The sequence below is a fragment of the Sediminibacterium sp. GW821-FHT12F12 genome (assembly GCF_058806635.1).
The window spans coordinates 18,366-35,258 of the sequence record NZ_JBXAPW010000008.1; the positions used below are offsets into that span (position 1 = coordinate 18,366).

Consider the following 16,893-nt stretch of genomic DNA (forward strand, 5'->3'; position numbering starts at 1 on the left):
GTTTTCGTTAAATGCCAAGAGCTATGAGCTGTGAATGGTGAATGGGCAATGGGCAATAACGATAACACGAATCAATCCCCCCTCTTTGCGCAGCAGAGAGGGGCCGGGGTGAGTGGAAAATCGTGAATGGCGAATGGGCAATCCTTCCTATTTACTTTATTTACTTTATTTACTTTATTTACTTTATTTACCCATTCACTCATCCACTCATTGCTTCCAATAAACAACAAGCATGCGCCACCAATCCCTCCTTCCTTCCCACAAAACCCATTTTCTCAGTAGTAGTGGCTTTGATAGAGATATCTTTAGTAGAAATATGCAGGATACGGGCAATGGTTTCCTGCATAGCTGGTACATAGGGTTTGATCTTAGGGGCTTCGAGGCAAAGGGTGGAATCGATATTTACGATTTTATAGCCTTCTTTGGTGATCAGCTCATAGGTTTTGGCCAACAGTATTTTACTGTCAATATCCTTAAACTCCTGCGAGGTATCAGGGAAATGAACCCCGATATCGCCCATACAGGCTGCGCCGAGCAAGGCATCACAAATGGCATGTAGCAGCACATCTGCATCGCTATGTCCCAATGCCCCTTTATCGTGTGGGATCTGTACACCTCCAATAAACAAATCCCTGCCGCTGACCAGTTGGTGGAAATCTATTCCGTAACCTATTCTGAAACCCATAGTAATTCGATTATTATAAAAACAAAATGTGAAAAGTATGATATCTTATAAAATTTTATTCAACCGCGTCTTTGCGCCTTTACGAGAAAAAAACGCTCGCAGAGGCGCAAAGGCGCGGTTTTGTTTTATCGATTATTCATTACTGTTCAGGTTAAACACAATTCCAAAACGAAGGGTATTCGATAAGGGATTACGTGTAACCCCGCTACCCGAAGGCACGAGATAAGAAAAGTTGACCTGCATCTGGTCGAGGGAAAAACCGGCCCCTACTGAAAAAAACTTACGGTTGCCGCGGTTCTTGTTTTCATAAAAATAGCCGGCCCGGAAAAAGAATTGCTCATTGTACGCATATTCTGCACCCAGTGATGCCTGTAATGAATTGAGCTGGTTACTGCCATCGCTGAAAGATTTCATCCAGCTGGATACCACACTGGTAGAACGGTAATCGGCCAGCTTTGCAGAATCTACCGAATAATTACCGGTGGCAGCAGGGGCAGCAGGCACCAGCAGTTTGTTGATATCCAGTCCGAAACTGATCTTATTACTTTCATTGATCACTTTGGTGTAGGATACGCCCAGGCCGAGATTGGCAGGGATATAATCTTTGTTTCTTGAATCATTCGTATACCCCACTTTGCTTCCCAGGTTGGATAATACCACTCCCCAGTTCAGTCCTTCACCCTCTTCATTGGCGCCGCGATAATAGAGTGACACATCTCCTGCCACTGCGTTTCCGGCCTTATACACCACACCGGTTCCCACATCGCCCACTACCAGTCTGGAATTGATATAACGCAGTGCCACACCGATACTGAGTTTTTCATTCAATACGCGCGAATAACCCGCATCGATCGAAAACTCACTGGGTTTTACCGTGTTCAGGATATTACCGGAATAATCGGTAAGCTGGATATTTCCCAGACTGAAATAACGGATAGAGGTAGAGATCGCCTGTTGCTCATCCAACTGGTGGTAAGCCGCCAGGCTGGCGAGGTAGACATCAGTTAATCCCAGGTCTTTTAACCAGGGTGTATAGTTAACGGCGATGGCAGATTTTTTCTTTGCAAAAGGCACTTTGGCCAGGTTCCAGAAAGGAGCATTGGCATCGGGAGAAGTGGCTATGGCCAGATCGCCCATACCACCAGCCCGCGCATCGGGTGAAATACGCAGAAAGGGAACTGCTGTGGATACGATATTAATCGAATCGGCCTGCGCAAAAACAGTGCCTGTTATACCTACCAGCGCAGCCATACCGGCAACAATCTTACGAACGATCGGACTCATCAAAATGAATTTGATTAATGAATGATTATCTGATATTACTTAATAGAGCATCAAATTACCTCCCGTGCTTCCCGGTACAAAAAAGATTACCCGACCCCGGGGCAGGTTTGCTTTTCAACCCTGATCACAAATGCTTTCGCATATACAGGCGTAATACAATGATATTACATTAAAAACAGAAACGTAAAGAACCCAAAAAAAGTGTAGACATCAAACCATTCAGACAGTTTTAGAAAAGGATCAGTTGACGGGCAGTTTCTGTTTGACTGCCGGCGGCAACAACTTTAACGCTGTAAATATAAATACCTTTTGTGAGTTTTGCACCCGATTGGTTATCCCCAGCCCAATTAATAGTGCAATTCCGGGTGCCACCGGTATTAACGATCCGGTGAATCTCTTTTACCAATCCGCCCGCAGTATGAAAGATCCGGATGGTTACATCGAGATCTGTGTTCGGCTGGTTATGCTCAAAACTGAAAGTGGTGGATCCCTGGAACGGATTGGGGAAATTACGGAGCTCCGTGACCTGTAACCGTTCTTTCTTTACCACCACAAAATCCAGCACGGCTTCGCTGGAATGATTGGCCACATCCCAGGCTTTGATCCGGATACTGTGCCTGCCTTCGGTAAGCGTTGGCAACTGAAACAATACCTGCCCACGCTGGTAGCTATCCTGCTCAGCCGTATAAAAATCATTCAGTACCAGTATATTCCTTTCCACTCCGTCTATCACAGCTGTAATATCATGCCCGATCCCCGTTCCGGAAGTACTGATCCCGGATGAATCATAGAGTTTTACGAGCAACACCGGATTCTCATGTGTTAGTCCCCCATTAAGAAATTTATCGTCATTGAGGTAAGGCAGTATCTGTGGTCCTGTGTTATCGGTAATAACAGAAGTAGCGGCCCCGCCAATAGACAGTTCTGTGTGCACACCATTGGCATCGCGCAAGCCATCTGCTGCATACAGACTGATCCGCGCTTTGCCCGGCTGATAGGTAATGTCTTTGGGAACGATAAACGAAAAACTGAACCGGCCATTGGTAACCGTTGCCATTCCTTTATAGAGAATATTGGTCTGCTGGTTATAGGAAGTTACTTTACTCCCAGGATCGTTACCCCTTGTTTTTACGGTCTGTTCCTTATCATACACCGTTGGCAGAACCCTTCCGTTAAAACCAGACAGAAGATTTCCCTGCCCATCTGTAACCTCGCCCGTAAACGTATATTGCTGCAAGGCCCGCAAAGTATCCGCACCTGAGATAGGCACTCCATTCATCGTGGTTAAACGAACCCGCCCTTCGGGGAAAGCCAGCCGCATGGCGGGATCTCCGAGTAAGGTAAACTTGCGGTTATTCAACAGATCGCCGGTGGTGAGAGAAGTGTAATTTTTTGCCTGCTGTACCGACTCCCCCAGACTGAGGTATTGCCCGTCTGACAAAGGTTTCAGCGCTATCCGCAGGTAATTCTCATTCATCTGCCGGTTGCTGTACGCAAACACCAGTCTGGTAGTGGTCAGCAAGGCAATGGCCCCATTCTCACTGCCGGTAAGAATACCCATGCCCAATGAATTTTTGGAAGGATCATCGTGCGGGGCAAAGTCGCAACTGGCGGTAATAAACAGCGGTAATTTATCCGGATTAGTAAAGCGGTTCAGTTCCTCCTGCGTGAGCACGGCTTCATCGGCCAGCCGCTGGTAACTGCCATGCCCGCTGTAGTTAACGATGAGTGCCCCATTAAACACCTGGCTTACAATGGCATCATTCACCGCCGGATACCTGGCACCGCTGCTGCTGCTTACCATAGGAAAAGCATCCAGGTAAATTTTACCCTGGTTCTGCAATGGATTGGAAACGGCAGCCGTAGCGGCGATCGCTTCTGCATCTTCCAGGTGCAGGTTCTGGTCCTTATCATCTGCCACAAAAACCGTTTGGTTACGCCAAACGCCCATACTGGCCGCCGCGTGATAGCGGATGATCTTATTTACCATGATCCGGGCTTCTGCCACCGTACGCGCCGGAATTCTTCCTATCCCCAGAGCAAGCGTGGTTTTGGGATCATTGAGGTTGATATCATCTCCATCCTTCAGCATTCCAAAAAAATCATCGGAGGTATGGGTGAGCAAGGGATCCAGTGAATTAACGGACTCATAACCCGGTACCAGGTTACTATTGCCGGGCACCCGGTTGCGGTAATCGTAGGAAGCACTGCCGAATAATAAAAGGTAACGTGGTCTTTTAGTCAGGTCGGCCCCTGCCCTGTCATAAAACATTTTTACAAAATCGCGTAAGGCCGTTGGGTCTGGCTGACCGCCGGAAAACTCCTGGTATACCTGTTCCGTGGTGGCAATTACCGTACGGTACCCGTTTTTCTGCTGGTGAAAAGCTGCCAGTCGCTGGGCTTCTGCCAGTAAGGCACTATGCGTAATGATGATATAATCTACTGTGGCGGTCCCGTGCAGGTCCTGGTTGGCCTGTTTGCCGAGGGCGATGGGCTGAAGCAGGTTGGTGGCAGTAAAAGCCACATATTCCCGCAGGCGGGAAACATCGCTGTTAAAAGTAGTTTGTGTGGAATTGCTGCTTACCGGCATAGCTTGCGGCAGCAGCGGATCGGTCACTTCCCATACCATCAGATTTGAACCCGTATGGGATATGGTAAAACTGGCCACGGCTCCGGGGTGAACCGAGGCCCAGTCGCGGAAAAAAAGCTGGTTAGCGGCCGTAGTGGCCAGTGTTCTCCGTCCCTGTAATTCGAACCAGTTTAGCCAAGCCTGGCTGCCGGCGGTTAAAGGGGTATAATCGAAAGTTACAGCAAGGCTATTGGATGAAACCGATACCAGGCTTTGCTGCGAAGAAGCTGTGGCAGTGGGATCCAGAAAATTACCGCTAACCCCGGGCAGGTTCACAGATTGGGCGTTTTGACCATTCAGTTTCACTGAAAAGCTACTATTGGCACCCACTGAACGGGCCGCCAGATCGGTAACAAGGGTTACCGGTTGCGTTTGTACCAGACCCGGCCAGTCTACTGTAAATGTTCGGCTGCTGCTGCCACCCAGGTTGGTCGTAAACGCTTCTCCATACCATTCCTTACCGCTGTTGAGCAGGTTTACCAGATCATTTTCATGAAAATAGTGTTCCTGATAACTGTTTACAGTTATCGTTGGGCTGGCAGCTGGTGCCGGTCGGGAGAGTCTCTTCCCGTTACCACCAATCGTAATAAAATAATACGCGGTATCTGTGTACAGGTTTTTCTGGTGTCTGAACCCCTGGCTGGCACTATCTTTCAGCCAGCGATGCGGGCCGGGGGCATAAAACAGGAAAAAATCACTGCCATTAAAGATCCCGTCTCCCCCATCGTTCATATCAATCGCGTTTTCAAACAGGTCGTCCGGGCGGGCGCTCGCATTGTTCTCATCCACCATGGCACCACCATTGCCATACAAACGGATCGCTGATGAGGAAAGATTGCTCGTAGTAATACCCAATGCGGTCAGTAGCGGAACATCTACCTTGTAAACGCCTTCCTGCTTGATTCCCATCCGATACCAGTTGCCGGTAGCCAGCACAGAATGGGGGGCATAGGTCCGCTGGGCAAAAGATGCGGTACCAGCCAACACCCAAAAACTACATCCCCAAAAAAATACCCGCAGGTTCATAGAAACGGAAGATCGTACAATTAATGAGGCAGCAATGGGCCCGTGTAACGAATCAGGTTTAAAATTAGGCTTTTGCTAACATCAAAGCAGGTGTTCTCAGAAGCCGATTAACAGAAATCTTATATATTCGCATAGACGTATCTTAGAGAAACCTATATTCCAAATTCAATCTATTGACATGCAGTTATTGAAAACAACCAGAAATGCAGTGTTACTTCTGGCAGTGGCAGGTTCAGTGGCCTCCTGTAGTATGCTTAAGAAAAAAAAGGAGAAGTCTACAGCAACCGGTTGGAATTACAACGATAAAGACCAGGGCAATTTTGCTGTTGCCAAACCCCAGGATGTGAAGACCGCTCCTGGACTGGTATTTGTGCAGGGTGGTACTTTTACCATGGGTGCCGCACAGGAAGATGTGATGGGCGACTGGAACAATATCCCCCGCCGTATCACTGTTAACTCCTTTTTCATCGATAAGACCGAAGTGGCCAACGTACACTACCGCGAGTACCTGTACTGGCTGGAGAATGTTTTCGGACAGGCGGGTATGGACTCTGTAGTAGACCAGGCCAAACCCGATACCCTGGTATGGAGAAGCGAGCTGGCTTTTAATGAGCCTTATGTTGAGTATTATTTCCGCCACCCTTCTTATAACTATTACCCCGTAGTAGGTGTAAGCTGGAAACAGGCCAACGAATATTGTATCTGGCGTACAGACCGTGTAAACGAACTGACGCTGATGAACAAAGGGTTCCTCGATAAACGTAGCCAGATCAAAAAAGAACTGAATGGTGCCGGTCAGGACAACTTTAACAGCAAAGCCTATATCATGGGCGAATACCAGGCAACCCCTGGTAAAGAAGCCACTTCCAAAAGCAATCCGCTGAAAGATGCCCAGGGCCGCCCACGTACTACCGTGAAATTTGAAGACGGGATCCTTTTCGGAGATTACCGTTTACCGACAGAAGCCGAGTGGGAATATGCTGCCTACGGATTTATCATGCAGAACCCGCAGCGGAAGCAGAAAGGCAATTCTCGTGGAGAAGAAGTGATCTCCAACAAACAGATCTATGCCTGGAAAAATGATGGTTTCGACAATATCCGTTACACCAAAAAAAGTGCCTTTCAGGGTGCTTTCCTGGCCAACTTTAAACGCGGTGCTGGTGATAATATGGGTGTGGCCGGTGGTTTGAATGATAATGCCGCCATCCCCGCAGAAGTAACTTCATTCATGCCCAACGGATTTGGCTTATATAATATGAGCGGAAACGTGAACGAGTGGGTATTGGATGTGTATCGTCCGATTACCAATGATGGAGAAGATGATTTCAATCCTTACCGTGGTAACGTTTTCAAAAAAGTAGACATGAGCGGTGGTGCAGGTAACCTCCGCGATGACAAGGGCCGTATCAAAATGGTTCCTGAAGAAGATTCTGCCCTGCGTAGCCGCAGAAACTACCAGAAATCGTATGCCACCAACTTCCTCGATGGAGACTCTACCAGTAATGTACTGTATAATTACGGTATCACTACCCTGGTGTCTGATAAATCAAGGGTGTATAAAGGTGGTAGCTGGAACGACAGGGCTTACTGGCTCAGTCCCGGTGCACGCCGCTTCCTCGAAGAAGACCTGAGCACCAACACACTGGGTTTCCGTTGTGCGATGAACCACTACGGTGCACCAGAATCCACTTCCAAAAAATCACAGACCGGCACGTTCTTCCCGAACCGCCGTAATAAACGATAAGGAAAAGGTAGAAATACAGCAAAAGCCATCTCTGAAAAGGGGTGGCTTTTTTGTTAATGAGTGAATGATAGGATGAGTGAATGAGTGAATGTTTTGAATGGAGCAAACATGTTTAGCTACCGTCATTGCGACGGAGGAGGAACGACGAGGGTGAAATCTCCTGTTAATTAGCAGTCTCTTCCTTTGCAGCAGTTTTATAGTGAGTGAATGAATGATTTTTTTTCACAAGGATTGAATAAGTTTGATAAAAATAATACCGTGAGCATAGCTGATTTATACAAAATTTTCAAGCAGTACCCTTCTGTGGAAACAGATACGCGGAAACTGAAACAAGGGGATCTGTTCTTTGCATTGAAGGGGCCGAATTTTAATGGCAACCTCTTTGCCAAACAGGCCCTGGAAGCAGGGGCTGCTTATGCAGTGATAGATGAAGATATTGATCCTTCAGACAACCGGTTGATCAGGGTAGCGGATACCTTACAGGCCTTGCAGGAGCTGGCCCATTACCACCGCAAACGGTTTACTATCCCTTTTATCGGCATTACCGGCAGCAATGGAAAAACCACCAGCAAGGAACTGATTTACGCCGTACTGGCTTCGCACTACAAAACCTATACTACACAAGGTAACCTGAATAACCATATCGGTGTGCCGCTTACCCTCTTGCGAGTGAAACCGGATGCACAGATGGCCGTGATAGAAATGGGAGCCAATCACCAGAAAGAAATTGAAAGCTATTGTGTTTACACTGAACCTACCCATGGTGTGATCACCAATTGCGGCAAAGCCCACCTGGAAGGTTTTGGTGGTGTGGAAGGGGTGAGAAAAGGAAAAGGCGAACTGTACGATTTCCTGGCAGCTCATGACGGCACCGCTTTTGTGTATGCCGATTATGATTACCTGAAGCCCATGAGCAGGGCGGTAAAACATATTGTTCAATACGGACAGCAGGACGGGCTGGTGCAGGGAACCGTCTACGCCAATGAACCCTTTCTGGAAGTGATGATACAGGAGGGTTTTGAGAAGCCTGCCATTATCAAAACACAATTAGTGGGTGATTATAACCTGCCTAATATTCTTTGCGCCGTTGTGATCGGAAAATATTTTTCGGTACCGGAAGAAAAGATCAAAACGGCCATAGAACAGTATGTCCCTTCCAACAGTCGTTCGCAACTGGTGCAGAGAGGAACCAACAGTATTGTACTGGATGCTTACAATGCTAATCCCACCAGTATGAGAGCCGCTATCGAAAATTTTGCCAAAATACAGGCAACTAATAAAGTGTTGATGCTGGGCGGAATGATGGAACTGGGCGAAGCTAGTGTGGCCGAACATGAAGGTATTGTTACCCTCATCAAACAATACCACTGGAAAAATGTGGTGCTGGTGGGCGGTGATTTTGCCAAAATCGCTCATGGTTTTACCTTTTTTCCTGATGCAACTGCAGCGGGCAAATGGTTCAAGGAACAGGGTTTTGAACATACACACTTCCTCATTAAAGGCTCCAGGAGTATGCAGATGGAGAAGATATTACTTGTGTAAAAACCTGGCCATTTATTAAAAATTCCTATCAACTGTTCTATAACTGCGCCTTTGCGCCCTGGCGAGAAATATTGCACGCCAGGGCGCAAAGGCGCAGTTTTCACAAGTATTTGTATCGCTGGATTTCCTCCTTTTCGGGTTCCCCGAATCAATTTAGTACCTTTGCAGCTGAATCAACAGAAAGTATATGCCGGAGAATAAGAAAAGAAGGTTTTACCTCACCAGTGTACTCAGTAACCGTTGTCCCAGATGCCGCGAGGGAAAAGTTTTTGACAAAGACAGCGCCTACCAGAAAAACAGCAGTCACATGCATGAGAACTGCCCTGTTTGCGGACAACCCACAGAAATTGAAGTGGGCTTTTATTACGGAACCGGTTATGTGAGTTATGCTTTGAGTATTGCGGTGCTGACGGCCAGTTTTGTTGCCTGGAAAGTATTGATCGGGGTCACTTTTTCTATCGATGACAACCGTATTTTTTACTGGATGGGATTTGCGTTCCTGCTACTGTTTATCCTGCAGCCGGTATTAATGCGTTTATCGAGGGTATTATGGCTAAGCTGGTTCGTAAAATACGATCCGGAATGGGAGAAACATCCCATTGCGAAACCGGAAAGAATTGTACCTGAACAGATGAATAACTGGTAACACATGATAACGACATAAAAAAAGCGGAAGAAAACTTCCGCTTTTTTTATGTACCTATTTGATATAAACTTATAAGTTAACGAATCTTGTCCAACCTCTCCACCAGTTGGCATCTACTCCAGCTGCATCGCAGGCTCCGCGGAATTTAACTACGGTAAAGCCAGCCAGTTTAGGATCGGTGAAACTGGCACCTACCAGAATGGGTTGGTAACCATTACTACCACCAAACGGCAGGAAGTCAGGTACAGCGTAACTGAATGGTGCAATCATTTTGGCATCAGACACATTGGTCAGAACAGTATTACCCATGAAGCTGGCAGAAAAACGGTTCTGTAATGAATCTCTGTTCCAAAGACTGGTATTAGCTGCAGACGCAATAAAGGCATAAGAACTGATATCAGTTCCGGAAACGGGTCCGCAACCTGCAATGGTATTGTTTCTGAAACGTACTGTACTATCCTGGATATTCAGTTCCATGGCACGGCCATTTCTTGAATCAACCAGAATACCTTGTGGCCAGCCCAGGAAAACAGAATTGAAGATAGAGATGCCAGTATTACGTCTGATATGCGCCCCTGAGAGGTATAAGCTGTTACCGCTGTTACCGAGTGTAGCTCTTGGTCCGATCACAGTCATATTGCTGAATACGGCCCTTGTTTGTGGTGTATTCAGTGAACCACTTGGGTCGTTATCACTTTCAAAAGCTTCACTTCTTGAGATATCAGCGATAGTGGAATCACGCAGGGCAATACCAAATTGTACATTACCGCTGTAGCCATTATCTGTATCAAAATCATCATCCTGTGTTTTGTACGTAATCAGGTGTTTACAGTTTACTGTACCACCAAACCACTCAAACGCATCATCTTTTGCGTAAGTAACCTGTACATAATCGATCACTGTTTTTCTACCCACAGCACCCATGGTTAAACTGTTGATTTCTTTATCGGGCTGGTAAGCATAACCGGCATATTCGATACGCACATAACGCAGTACACCAGAACTGTCGTCATCGTTAGGGGTAGCACCACCGCCACAAACACCATCGCCAAAAGAATTATCAATACCACCTTCGATCTGCAGTGTACCTGCACCACCGCCGGTTCCGGTATACGTTGCGTTTACACTGGCTTTACCGAGTAACACAATACCGCCCCAGTCGCCTGAGCGTGGTACCGGTGAATTGGAAGTAAATACGATCGGATTATCCTGTGTTGCATCAGCTACCAGCTTGGCACCACGGGTAATTACCAGTGCTGCTACGTTGGCACCCTGGTAGTCGCCTTTTACGGTAACACCTGGCTCAACTTTCATGGTAGCGTTGTTTACCATGTAAACAATCCCACTTAAGATGTAATTGTTACCTGCACGGAGAACAGTGTCTTTATCAATTCTTCCTTTCAGGGTAATGGTTTGTCCGCCGGTTGGGGGTGGATTGGTAATAACGGTGGTAGTACCGCCATCCATTTCAACTTTCCGACAACTGGTAATGAATAAACCTGCCAGCGCAGTTACCAGAACGATTGACTTTTTCATGATGTATTTGTTTATGCTTTTTTTAATGGTTGTGTTTCTTATAAAGAATAACCGAATGTGATACCGATATTGGTTCCTGACCTGCGACTGAGCCTGAAAGGATCTGTTGCTTTGTTCAGGCTGGTATTGCCATCCGGATTCTGGTAGAAATAAAGTGTGTTGTTGAGGATGTCCTGGATATTCAGTTTCAGTTCCGCTTTATTCTTAGCGAGTTTTTTGGTTAACTGAAAATCGAACACAGGTCTTGACGATTCATAAATATCCGGCTGATCGAGGCTACCTACAAACGTTACCCTTCTGCCGATCTGGTTGTACAATACTGTAGCTGTTAAACCTGATTTTTCCAGGTCATACATCAGTGATACGTTTACGAGGTATGGCGACTGTCCCTGTAATGGTCTGTCGAGGAACAGCTGCGTATCTTTTACCCGGCTGTAGATATAAGATCCGTTGGCCTGGAAAGTGAAGTTTTTAAACGCTTCGGAGAAGTCTAATTTTTTACGGAACTCCAGTTCAAAACCATAGGCATCTGCCGCATCCGGATTGGCGAAATTGAATACACTGGATCCACCCTGACCGAAGTTGTAGATCATCTCGATAGGTTTATCGAAATGTTTGTAGAAGAGGCCGGCGGTAAATACTTCGCCAGACTTCGGATACAATTCATACCGCAGATCAAAATTGGAGATTTTGGTTCGCTGAATAGAAGGTAAGCCTTGTACAGCGGCATTCAATTCAAAATCGTAGTACTGGAAGGTAGCCAGTTCCCTGAACTCGGGTCTTACTACTGTTTGAGAAGCAGAAAAACGGAGATTGGTCTGGTTATTCAGTTTATAGGTAGCATTCAAACCTGGCAGATAATCTCTTACCACACCACGGTTGTATCTTGGATCAGACACTTTGGTACTACCCACCAGTTGGTCGTAGTCTTCCATTCGCACACCCCAGATCACCCGTAATTTGGGTCCGAACTGGTTATCGAACTGCAGATAGGCTGCGTTCAGGATGGTATTTCCGATATAACGGTACAGGTTTCCTTTAATGGCATCAAATGCAAGCTGGTTACTGGTAACAGAACCATCCCCAAAATTGCTGGCGGCGAAAATGGCTTCAGGACCCTGTAAACGGATGGCAGCATTATCTCTTGGCAGGTAAATCGAGAAAGGCTTTGCATCAAACAAACGGTCTTTCACCTGCAGCATATAACCGGCTTTCAGGGTTTGTTTGGCACCCAATGCATCAAAAGTATAAGCCAGATCTACACCACCGGAATAGATATAATCGCTCAGGTTCTGGTAAAAACGGTTGCCACTTTTCTGAGACAGTACGTTTGATAATACGGCTGTGTAAGGATTGGAAGCGGCTGAATTATTTTTCAGGTAATACAACCTGCGCTGGTCGGGGATATAACCATCGAGCAAGGTGAATGATCCATTCCATTTCAGCTTCAGCACATTCGGTTTCAGGTTATGCTCGCCGCTGATCTGTGAATTCCAGAAAGTATTCTGTTTGAATCCGAACTCATAACCACGGGCACTATCGAGTAAGGCATTGTAGTTGTTTTCCAGACCTGTTCTGAGCGTAGTATAATCGCTGGCATTGATATTGAACAGGGTTTTGGCAGAGATCTTATTATTGTTATCAAACTGGTAGGCGATGTTTCCAATAGCACCCCATAATACGTCGGTACTGTATTTATCATCGATAAAACTGAAATCCGGTGTGAAAGTTCCGTTGCCAATAAAGTTGAAACCACTGTTGGTTCCTTTCTGGTAACGGGCCGAGCGGTTATAGGTTAGTCCGAAAATACCGCCCAGTTTACTGCTTCCTTTTGTATTGGCAGTAAAACCGCCGCTTACCTGGATCTGCCCGTTAAAACGGTTGAGGCCATTGGTTTTGTTGGCGGTCCAGTTATTTTCGAACTGACTTCCGATAGCGGTTTTCTCTGCACTGCTCAATGCATCAAAAACAGATTTGGTGGTGTAGCTGCCCGGCAGACTGCGGGTACCGTCATCGATACCGAGATAGTCTGTTTTACCCCCTTTGTATTCGTAAAAATCATGGCCCATCACCTGGCTGTTAAAGCCGGTGCCGACAGAAATATTGAAGAAGTTTTTAGAAGGGATATCACGTGTATTCACCTGGATCAGACCACCCGCCCATTCGCCTGGCAGTTCCGGTACAAAGGCTTTGTTGATCACGATATTATCGATCATGTTGGAAGGGATCAGATCGAAGGAGAAAGCTTTTCTATCGGGCTCTGTGCTACCCAGCTGTACACCGTTTAACATGGCCAGGTTATAACGCTCGGCCAAACCGCGAACGATCAGGAATTTACCATCCTGGATACTCGCGCCCGGAGTTCTTTTCAATACTTCGCCGGTATTTTTATCTGGAGAACGTCTGATAGCTTCTGCTGAGATCACTGAAGCAACCGTATTGGTATTTTTCTGGTAGGCGATCAGTGCATTTACGGTTTCTCCCTTAGCACTGGCAGATCTGGCGCTGGCGGTAACGGTAACTGCCTGCAGGGCTTTCCCTGATTCTTCCAGCAACACATTCAGAAACTCTTCCCCGTCGGCTTTGGCTACGCTGATGTCTTCAATGGTTTTGTCTTTGTAACCGATATAAGAAAGAACGATGGTATATTTTTTACCGGCTTCTACCGACAAAGTGAATCTGCCCTCTACGTCTGATCTCGTCATGCCACTGGCAGCTCCGGATATTTTAATGGTTACACCCGCCAAACCTTCGTTTCTGGCATTGGTAACCTTTCCGGTAACCCTTGCTTTTTGGGCAGTGGCCTGGAAGGCGAGACAAATCAGTAAAAAGAGAGGTAATAATTTCTTCACAACAAGGTATATTTTATTGTTGCAAAGGTGATTGGGGTATGTTACGTAATTGTTACCGCAAGGTTACCTGCGTGTTAACAAAAGGCGGGGAGCCGCATATTTATTGAGTTTAACGATATTAAACTTCTGGTCTAAATAGCGCAGACGCTGCAGGCTCACGCTTCCAGGTTATACCGGTAAGGGCTGCAATATCAAATCCGGCGCAATCGGATTATTGAAATTGGATTTTGTGTTTTCAAATGGAATATTACTTAACGCGTTGTGCTATTAAAAATCAAACACCCAGTAACTCAAAACCCCTTGTCGCTCGCGGCCGCTAGGCCCCGTCCCTGTTACCGGGCTGCATTGGCCTCTGATCAGATCTGCTACGCATGATCTGATCTGTCTTCGCTTCGCTTGACACCGATCCCAATGAGGCCCGTCCACAGGGACTGATTAGAAATTTTTCATCGAACACCCTGTAAGGGCAATGTTTATTCAACTAATCAAATAAACTTTGAATTATCCAATAGCACAAGACGTTATTACTTAACAAATGACCGGGGTGGTATGCAAAACATTTTTTAATAAAGGCAGTGCTATTTTTGTCAAACGCGGTGCTGTTTTTATAAAAAACGCATACTGCCAATTGCCTTTCTCCCACTGGGGCTTACTTATAGGTAACAATACCACACTTGTGTTCAGGCTACCGCGTAGACAGAAATTACCATCAACCTATCAGTAAAGAACGAAAATCAAGTAAAAAGTTCACTATCAACAGCTAACGCCATCCATTTTGAGCAAAAAACTCAATTAAAATTTATTAAAAGACTCTACAAATGACGAAATATATGTACCATTGTAGTGGATATACTACATAAGGTAGGGGTAGTCCAGCTTTTTGCTATACTTATAAAACATTGGAGAACCATTTGCTATTTAGAACGGCCATATTCCTGATTGTCAACTCGTTACTGTTAGTCTTTTCCGGGAATGCCTCGGCACAGGCCAGTTTAAACTATTCCATAGGGTTTACAACGCAGCTTTCCCAGAATAATATCGATATACCTACCAACAGTGATCCTTTAAGCATTTCCGAAGACAAAAAATGCATTAACCTGAATACCGGGATCTCTAAATTTCTGAAATCAGAAACCGGTCTTTTTTCGTTGACATGTACTACGCAGGCAAGCCCCCTGCAACTTTCCTTTATGTTATTCCCGAATCCGATTACTGCCAATTATGTGATGGTGAAGCTGATTTCGCCTCCTGTGAGTTCTGTAGGAAATTTTCTGGTAAAAATCATGGGAGGTGAAGGCCTGGTTAGTACAAATCGTTCAGCAAGTCTGGCAGAACTGAAAGCCGGACTCCGCATAACATTACCGAACCTTCCCCCTGGTGGATATATTATCAATATATCCTCTCAATCAGATGGTTTCACTGAATCTCAAAAATTAATCATCATCAAATAAGAATTTACATGCTCCCCCGCTTAATTCTATTGTTTGCAGGAATGGTATTCGGCACAACTGCTTTTGCGCAGAATATTATTCCGAATGGTTTTTCATTTCAATCCATTGCCCGCGATGCCAACGGAAGTATTGCCCCCAACCGTACTGTTTTTATACAGGCTGAAATCATCAGAGGTACATCGAGTCCGGTTTCAGTATATTCAGAAACACACCATACTATTACCAGTTCCGACGGAATCTTTACGATTGTAATCGGTAATGGAAACCAGGCTACCTCTTCGTTTTCAGCCATCAAATGGTCCGATGCAAGTTATAGTCTTAATATAAAAATCGCCGTATCCCCTGTTGTTCCCCCAATAAACTGGAGATACCAGGATGCGCTGATAGATGCGGGTACTGTACAATTACTAAGCGTTCCTTATGCAAAAGTTGCCGGGAACGGTATAGACAGTACACAGGTGTTTTTTCTACGGGATACCACTTCCGTACTAAACAGTTACGTTAAAAAAGATAGTCTCGCACGCTACTTAAACAACGGTTCTGGATACGATACCGCTCAAATGTTATCAGGCTATATGCGGAAAGCTGCTTTTGTCAGCAGCGTTCATTTTGACAGTCTTAATGGGGTGTACGGTACTGTAAAAAATCCATCTTCATCCCCATCTATTTCTATTAGTCTGGGAAATATATCACCTATTTCGATTACTTCGTCCAGAGGGGTATTCGATACACTGAAAGGAACCTTACTAACAGCTGCACAACCTAATATTACTTCCATTGGTCAATTGTCCGGCCTATCTGTTAGCGGCACAATCTCTGCAGCCAATTTCAGTGGTGCTTTAAGTACAGGAACATTGCAGGGTATTACCTCCTTAGGAAATCTGTCAGCCATTACGGTATCGGGCAATATCACATCTAACACATTCAGTACGGCAGGAGGTAGTATCGGAAACTTAACTGTTCCGGGTACAATCACTGTTGGAAACCTAAATGCCACCAATGCAAATCTGACCAGTTTGTCAGGTTTACAGGCACTCACAGTAACCGGAAATATTACGGCCAACATGGTTACAGCACCAGCAGCAACCATTATTAATCTCTCTGTTCCAACAACCATTATCGCAGGTACTATCAGCTCTTCCAATGCAACGATTACCAGCTTATCCGGTTTGCAGGCTCTTACCGTAACAGGAAACATTACGGCTAATACAGTTACTGCACCTGTAGCAACGATTACAAATCTATCAGTTCCCGCTACTATCACTGCAGGCACAGTGAGCTCTTCCAATGCAACGCTTACCAGTTTATCCGGTTTGCAGGCTCTTACCGTAACAGGAAACATTACGGCTAATACAGTAACTGCACCTGTAGCAACGATTACAAATTTATCAGTTCCCGCTACTATCACTGCAGGCACAGTGAGCTCTTCCAATGCAACGATTACCAGCTTATCCGGTTTGCAGGCTCTTACCGTAACAGGAAACATTACGGCTAATAC

The 16,893-nt window shown here is 45.8% G+C and carries 10 protein-coding genes; 5 read left to right on the forward strand and 5 right to left on the reverse strand.

The features are described 5' to 3' along the window. Window positions 1-199: 199 nt before the first annotated feature. The 3 genes from ispF to porU all read right to left on the reverse strand — a co-directional run bounded on the left by ispF (window position 200) and on the right by porU (window position 5,582). On the reverse strand, window positions 200-685 hold the full coding sequence (ispF, locus tag AC1RNB_RS12160) for a 2-C-methyl-D-erythritol 2,4-cyclodiphosphate synthase (protein WP_493083136.1): 486 nt from the start codon (window positions 683-685) through the stop codon (window positions 200-202). 132 nt (window positions 686-817) lie between these two features. After that, a complete protein-coding gene (gene porV / locus AC1RNB_RS12165) occupies window positions 818-1,969 on the reverse strand; it encodes a type IX secretion system outer membrane channel protein PorV (protein WP_493083138.1) in 1,152 nt (383 codons plus the stop codon). A 229-nt stretch (window positions 1,970-2,198) separates the two neighbouring features. Then, window positions 2,199-5,582 (reverse strand): type IX secretion system sortase PorU, encoded by a 3,384-nt coding sequence (porU, locus tag AC1RNB_RS12170; protein ID WP_493083140.1) that lies wholly within the window; start codon window positions 5,580-5,582, stop codon window positions 2,199-2,201. Window positions 5,583-5,802: 220 nt separating this feature from the next. On the opposite strand from porU, the gene AC1RNB_RS12175 reads away from it, so the two are divergent. The 3 genes from AC1RNB_RS12175 (at window position 5,803) to AC1RNB_RS12185 (ending at window position 9,556) form a co-directional block, all read left to right on the forward strand. Beyond that, the gene (locus AC1RNB_RS12175) at window positions 5,803-7,368 is read left to right on the forward strand and encodes an SUMF1/EgtB/PvdO family nonheme iron enzyme (RefSeq protein ID WP_493083142.1); all 1,566 of its coding nucleotides are present in this window, start codon (window positions 5,803-5,805) and stop codon (window positions 7,366-7,368) included. 258 nt (window positions 7,369-7,626) lie between these two features. After that, complete coding sequence (locus tag AC1RNB_RS12180) at window positions 7,627-8,910, forward strand: UDP-N-acetylmuramoyl-tripeptide--D-alanyl-D-alanine ligase (RefSeq protein WP_493083144.1); 1,284 nt, start codon at window positions 7,627-7,629, stop codon at window positions 8,908-8,910. 187 nt (window positions 8,911-9,097) lie between these two features. Beyond that, complete coding sequence (locus tag AC1RNB_RS12185; RefSeq protein WP_493083146.1) at window positions 9,098-9,556, forward strand: DUF983 domain-containing protein; 459 nt, start codon at window positions 9,098-9,100, stop codon at window positions 9,554-9,556. 69 nt (window positions 9,557-9,625) lie between these two features. Here AC1RNB_RS12185 and AC1RNB_RS12190 read toward each other — a convergent pair whose 3' ends face one another. Together AC1RNB_RS12190 and AC1RNB_RS12195 are read right to left on the reverse strand one after the other, a co-directional pair. Further along, window positions 9,626-11,092, reverse strand: a complete 1,467-nt coding sequence (locus AC1RNB_RS12190; RefSeq protein ID WP_493083147.1) for a beta-helix domain-containing protein — start codon at window positions 11,090-11,092, stop codon at window positions 9,626-9,628. Window positions 11,093-11,130: 38 nt separating this feature from the next. After that, window positions 11,131-13,944, reverse strand: coding sequence for a TonB-dependent receptor domain-containing protein (locus AC1RNB_RS12195; protein WP_493083149.1), 2,814 nt, complete (start codon window positions 13,942-13,944; stop codon window positions 11,131-11,133). A gap of 1,190 nt (window positions 13,945-15,134) precedes the next feature. Between AC1RNB_RS12195 and AC1RNB_RS12200 the strand changes: the two genes are divergently transcribed. Together AC1RNB_RS12200 and AC1RNB_RS12205 are read left to right on the forward strand one after the other, a co-directional pair. Next, a complete protein-coding gene (locus tag AC1RNB_RS12200; protein ID WP_493083151.1) occupies window positions 15,135-15,395 on the forward strand; it encodes a T9SS type A sorting domain-containing protein in 261 nt (86 codons plus the stop codon). Window positions 15,396-15,403: 8 nt separating this feature from the next. Further along, window positions 15,404-16,893, forward strand: a 1,490-nt coding sequence (locus tag AC1RNB_RS12205; RefSeq protein WP_493083153.1) for a beta strand repeat-containing protein, incomplete at its 3' end; no start/stop codon positions are given.

What these genes read in the sequence shown, in the direction of transcription:
- porV (WP_493083138.1), bottom strand. Translation starts at nt 1,969, where the DNA reads ATGAGTCCGATCGTTCGTAAGATTGTTGCCGGTATGGCTGCGCTGGTA.
- ispF (WP_493083136.1), bottom strand. Translation starts at nt 685, where the DNA reads ATGGGTTTCAGAATAGGTTACGGAATAGATTTCCACCAACTGGTCAGC.
- AC1RNB_RS12185 (WP_493083146.1), top strand. Translation starts at nt 9,098, where the DNA reads ATGCCGGAGAATAAGAAAAGAAGGTTTTACCTCACCAGTGTACTCAGT.
- AC1RNB_RS12190 (WP_493083147.1), bottom strand. Translation starts at nt 11,092, where the DNA reads ATGAAAAAGTCAATCGTTCTGGTAACTGCGCTGGCAGGTTTATTCATT.
- AC1RNB_RS12200 (WP_493083151.1), top strand. Translation starts at nt 15,135, where the DNA reads ATGTTATTCCCGAATCCGATTACTGCCAATTATGTGATGGTGAAGCTG.
- AC1RNB_RS12175 (WP_493083142.1), top strand. Translation starts at nt 5,803, where the DNA reads ATGCAGTTATTGAAAACAACCAGAAATGCAGTGTTACTTCTGGCAGTG.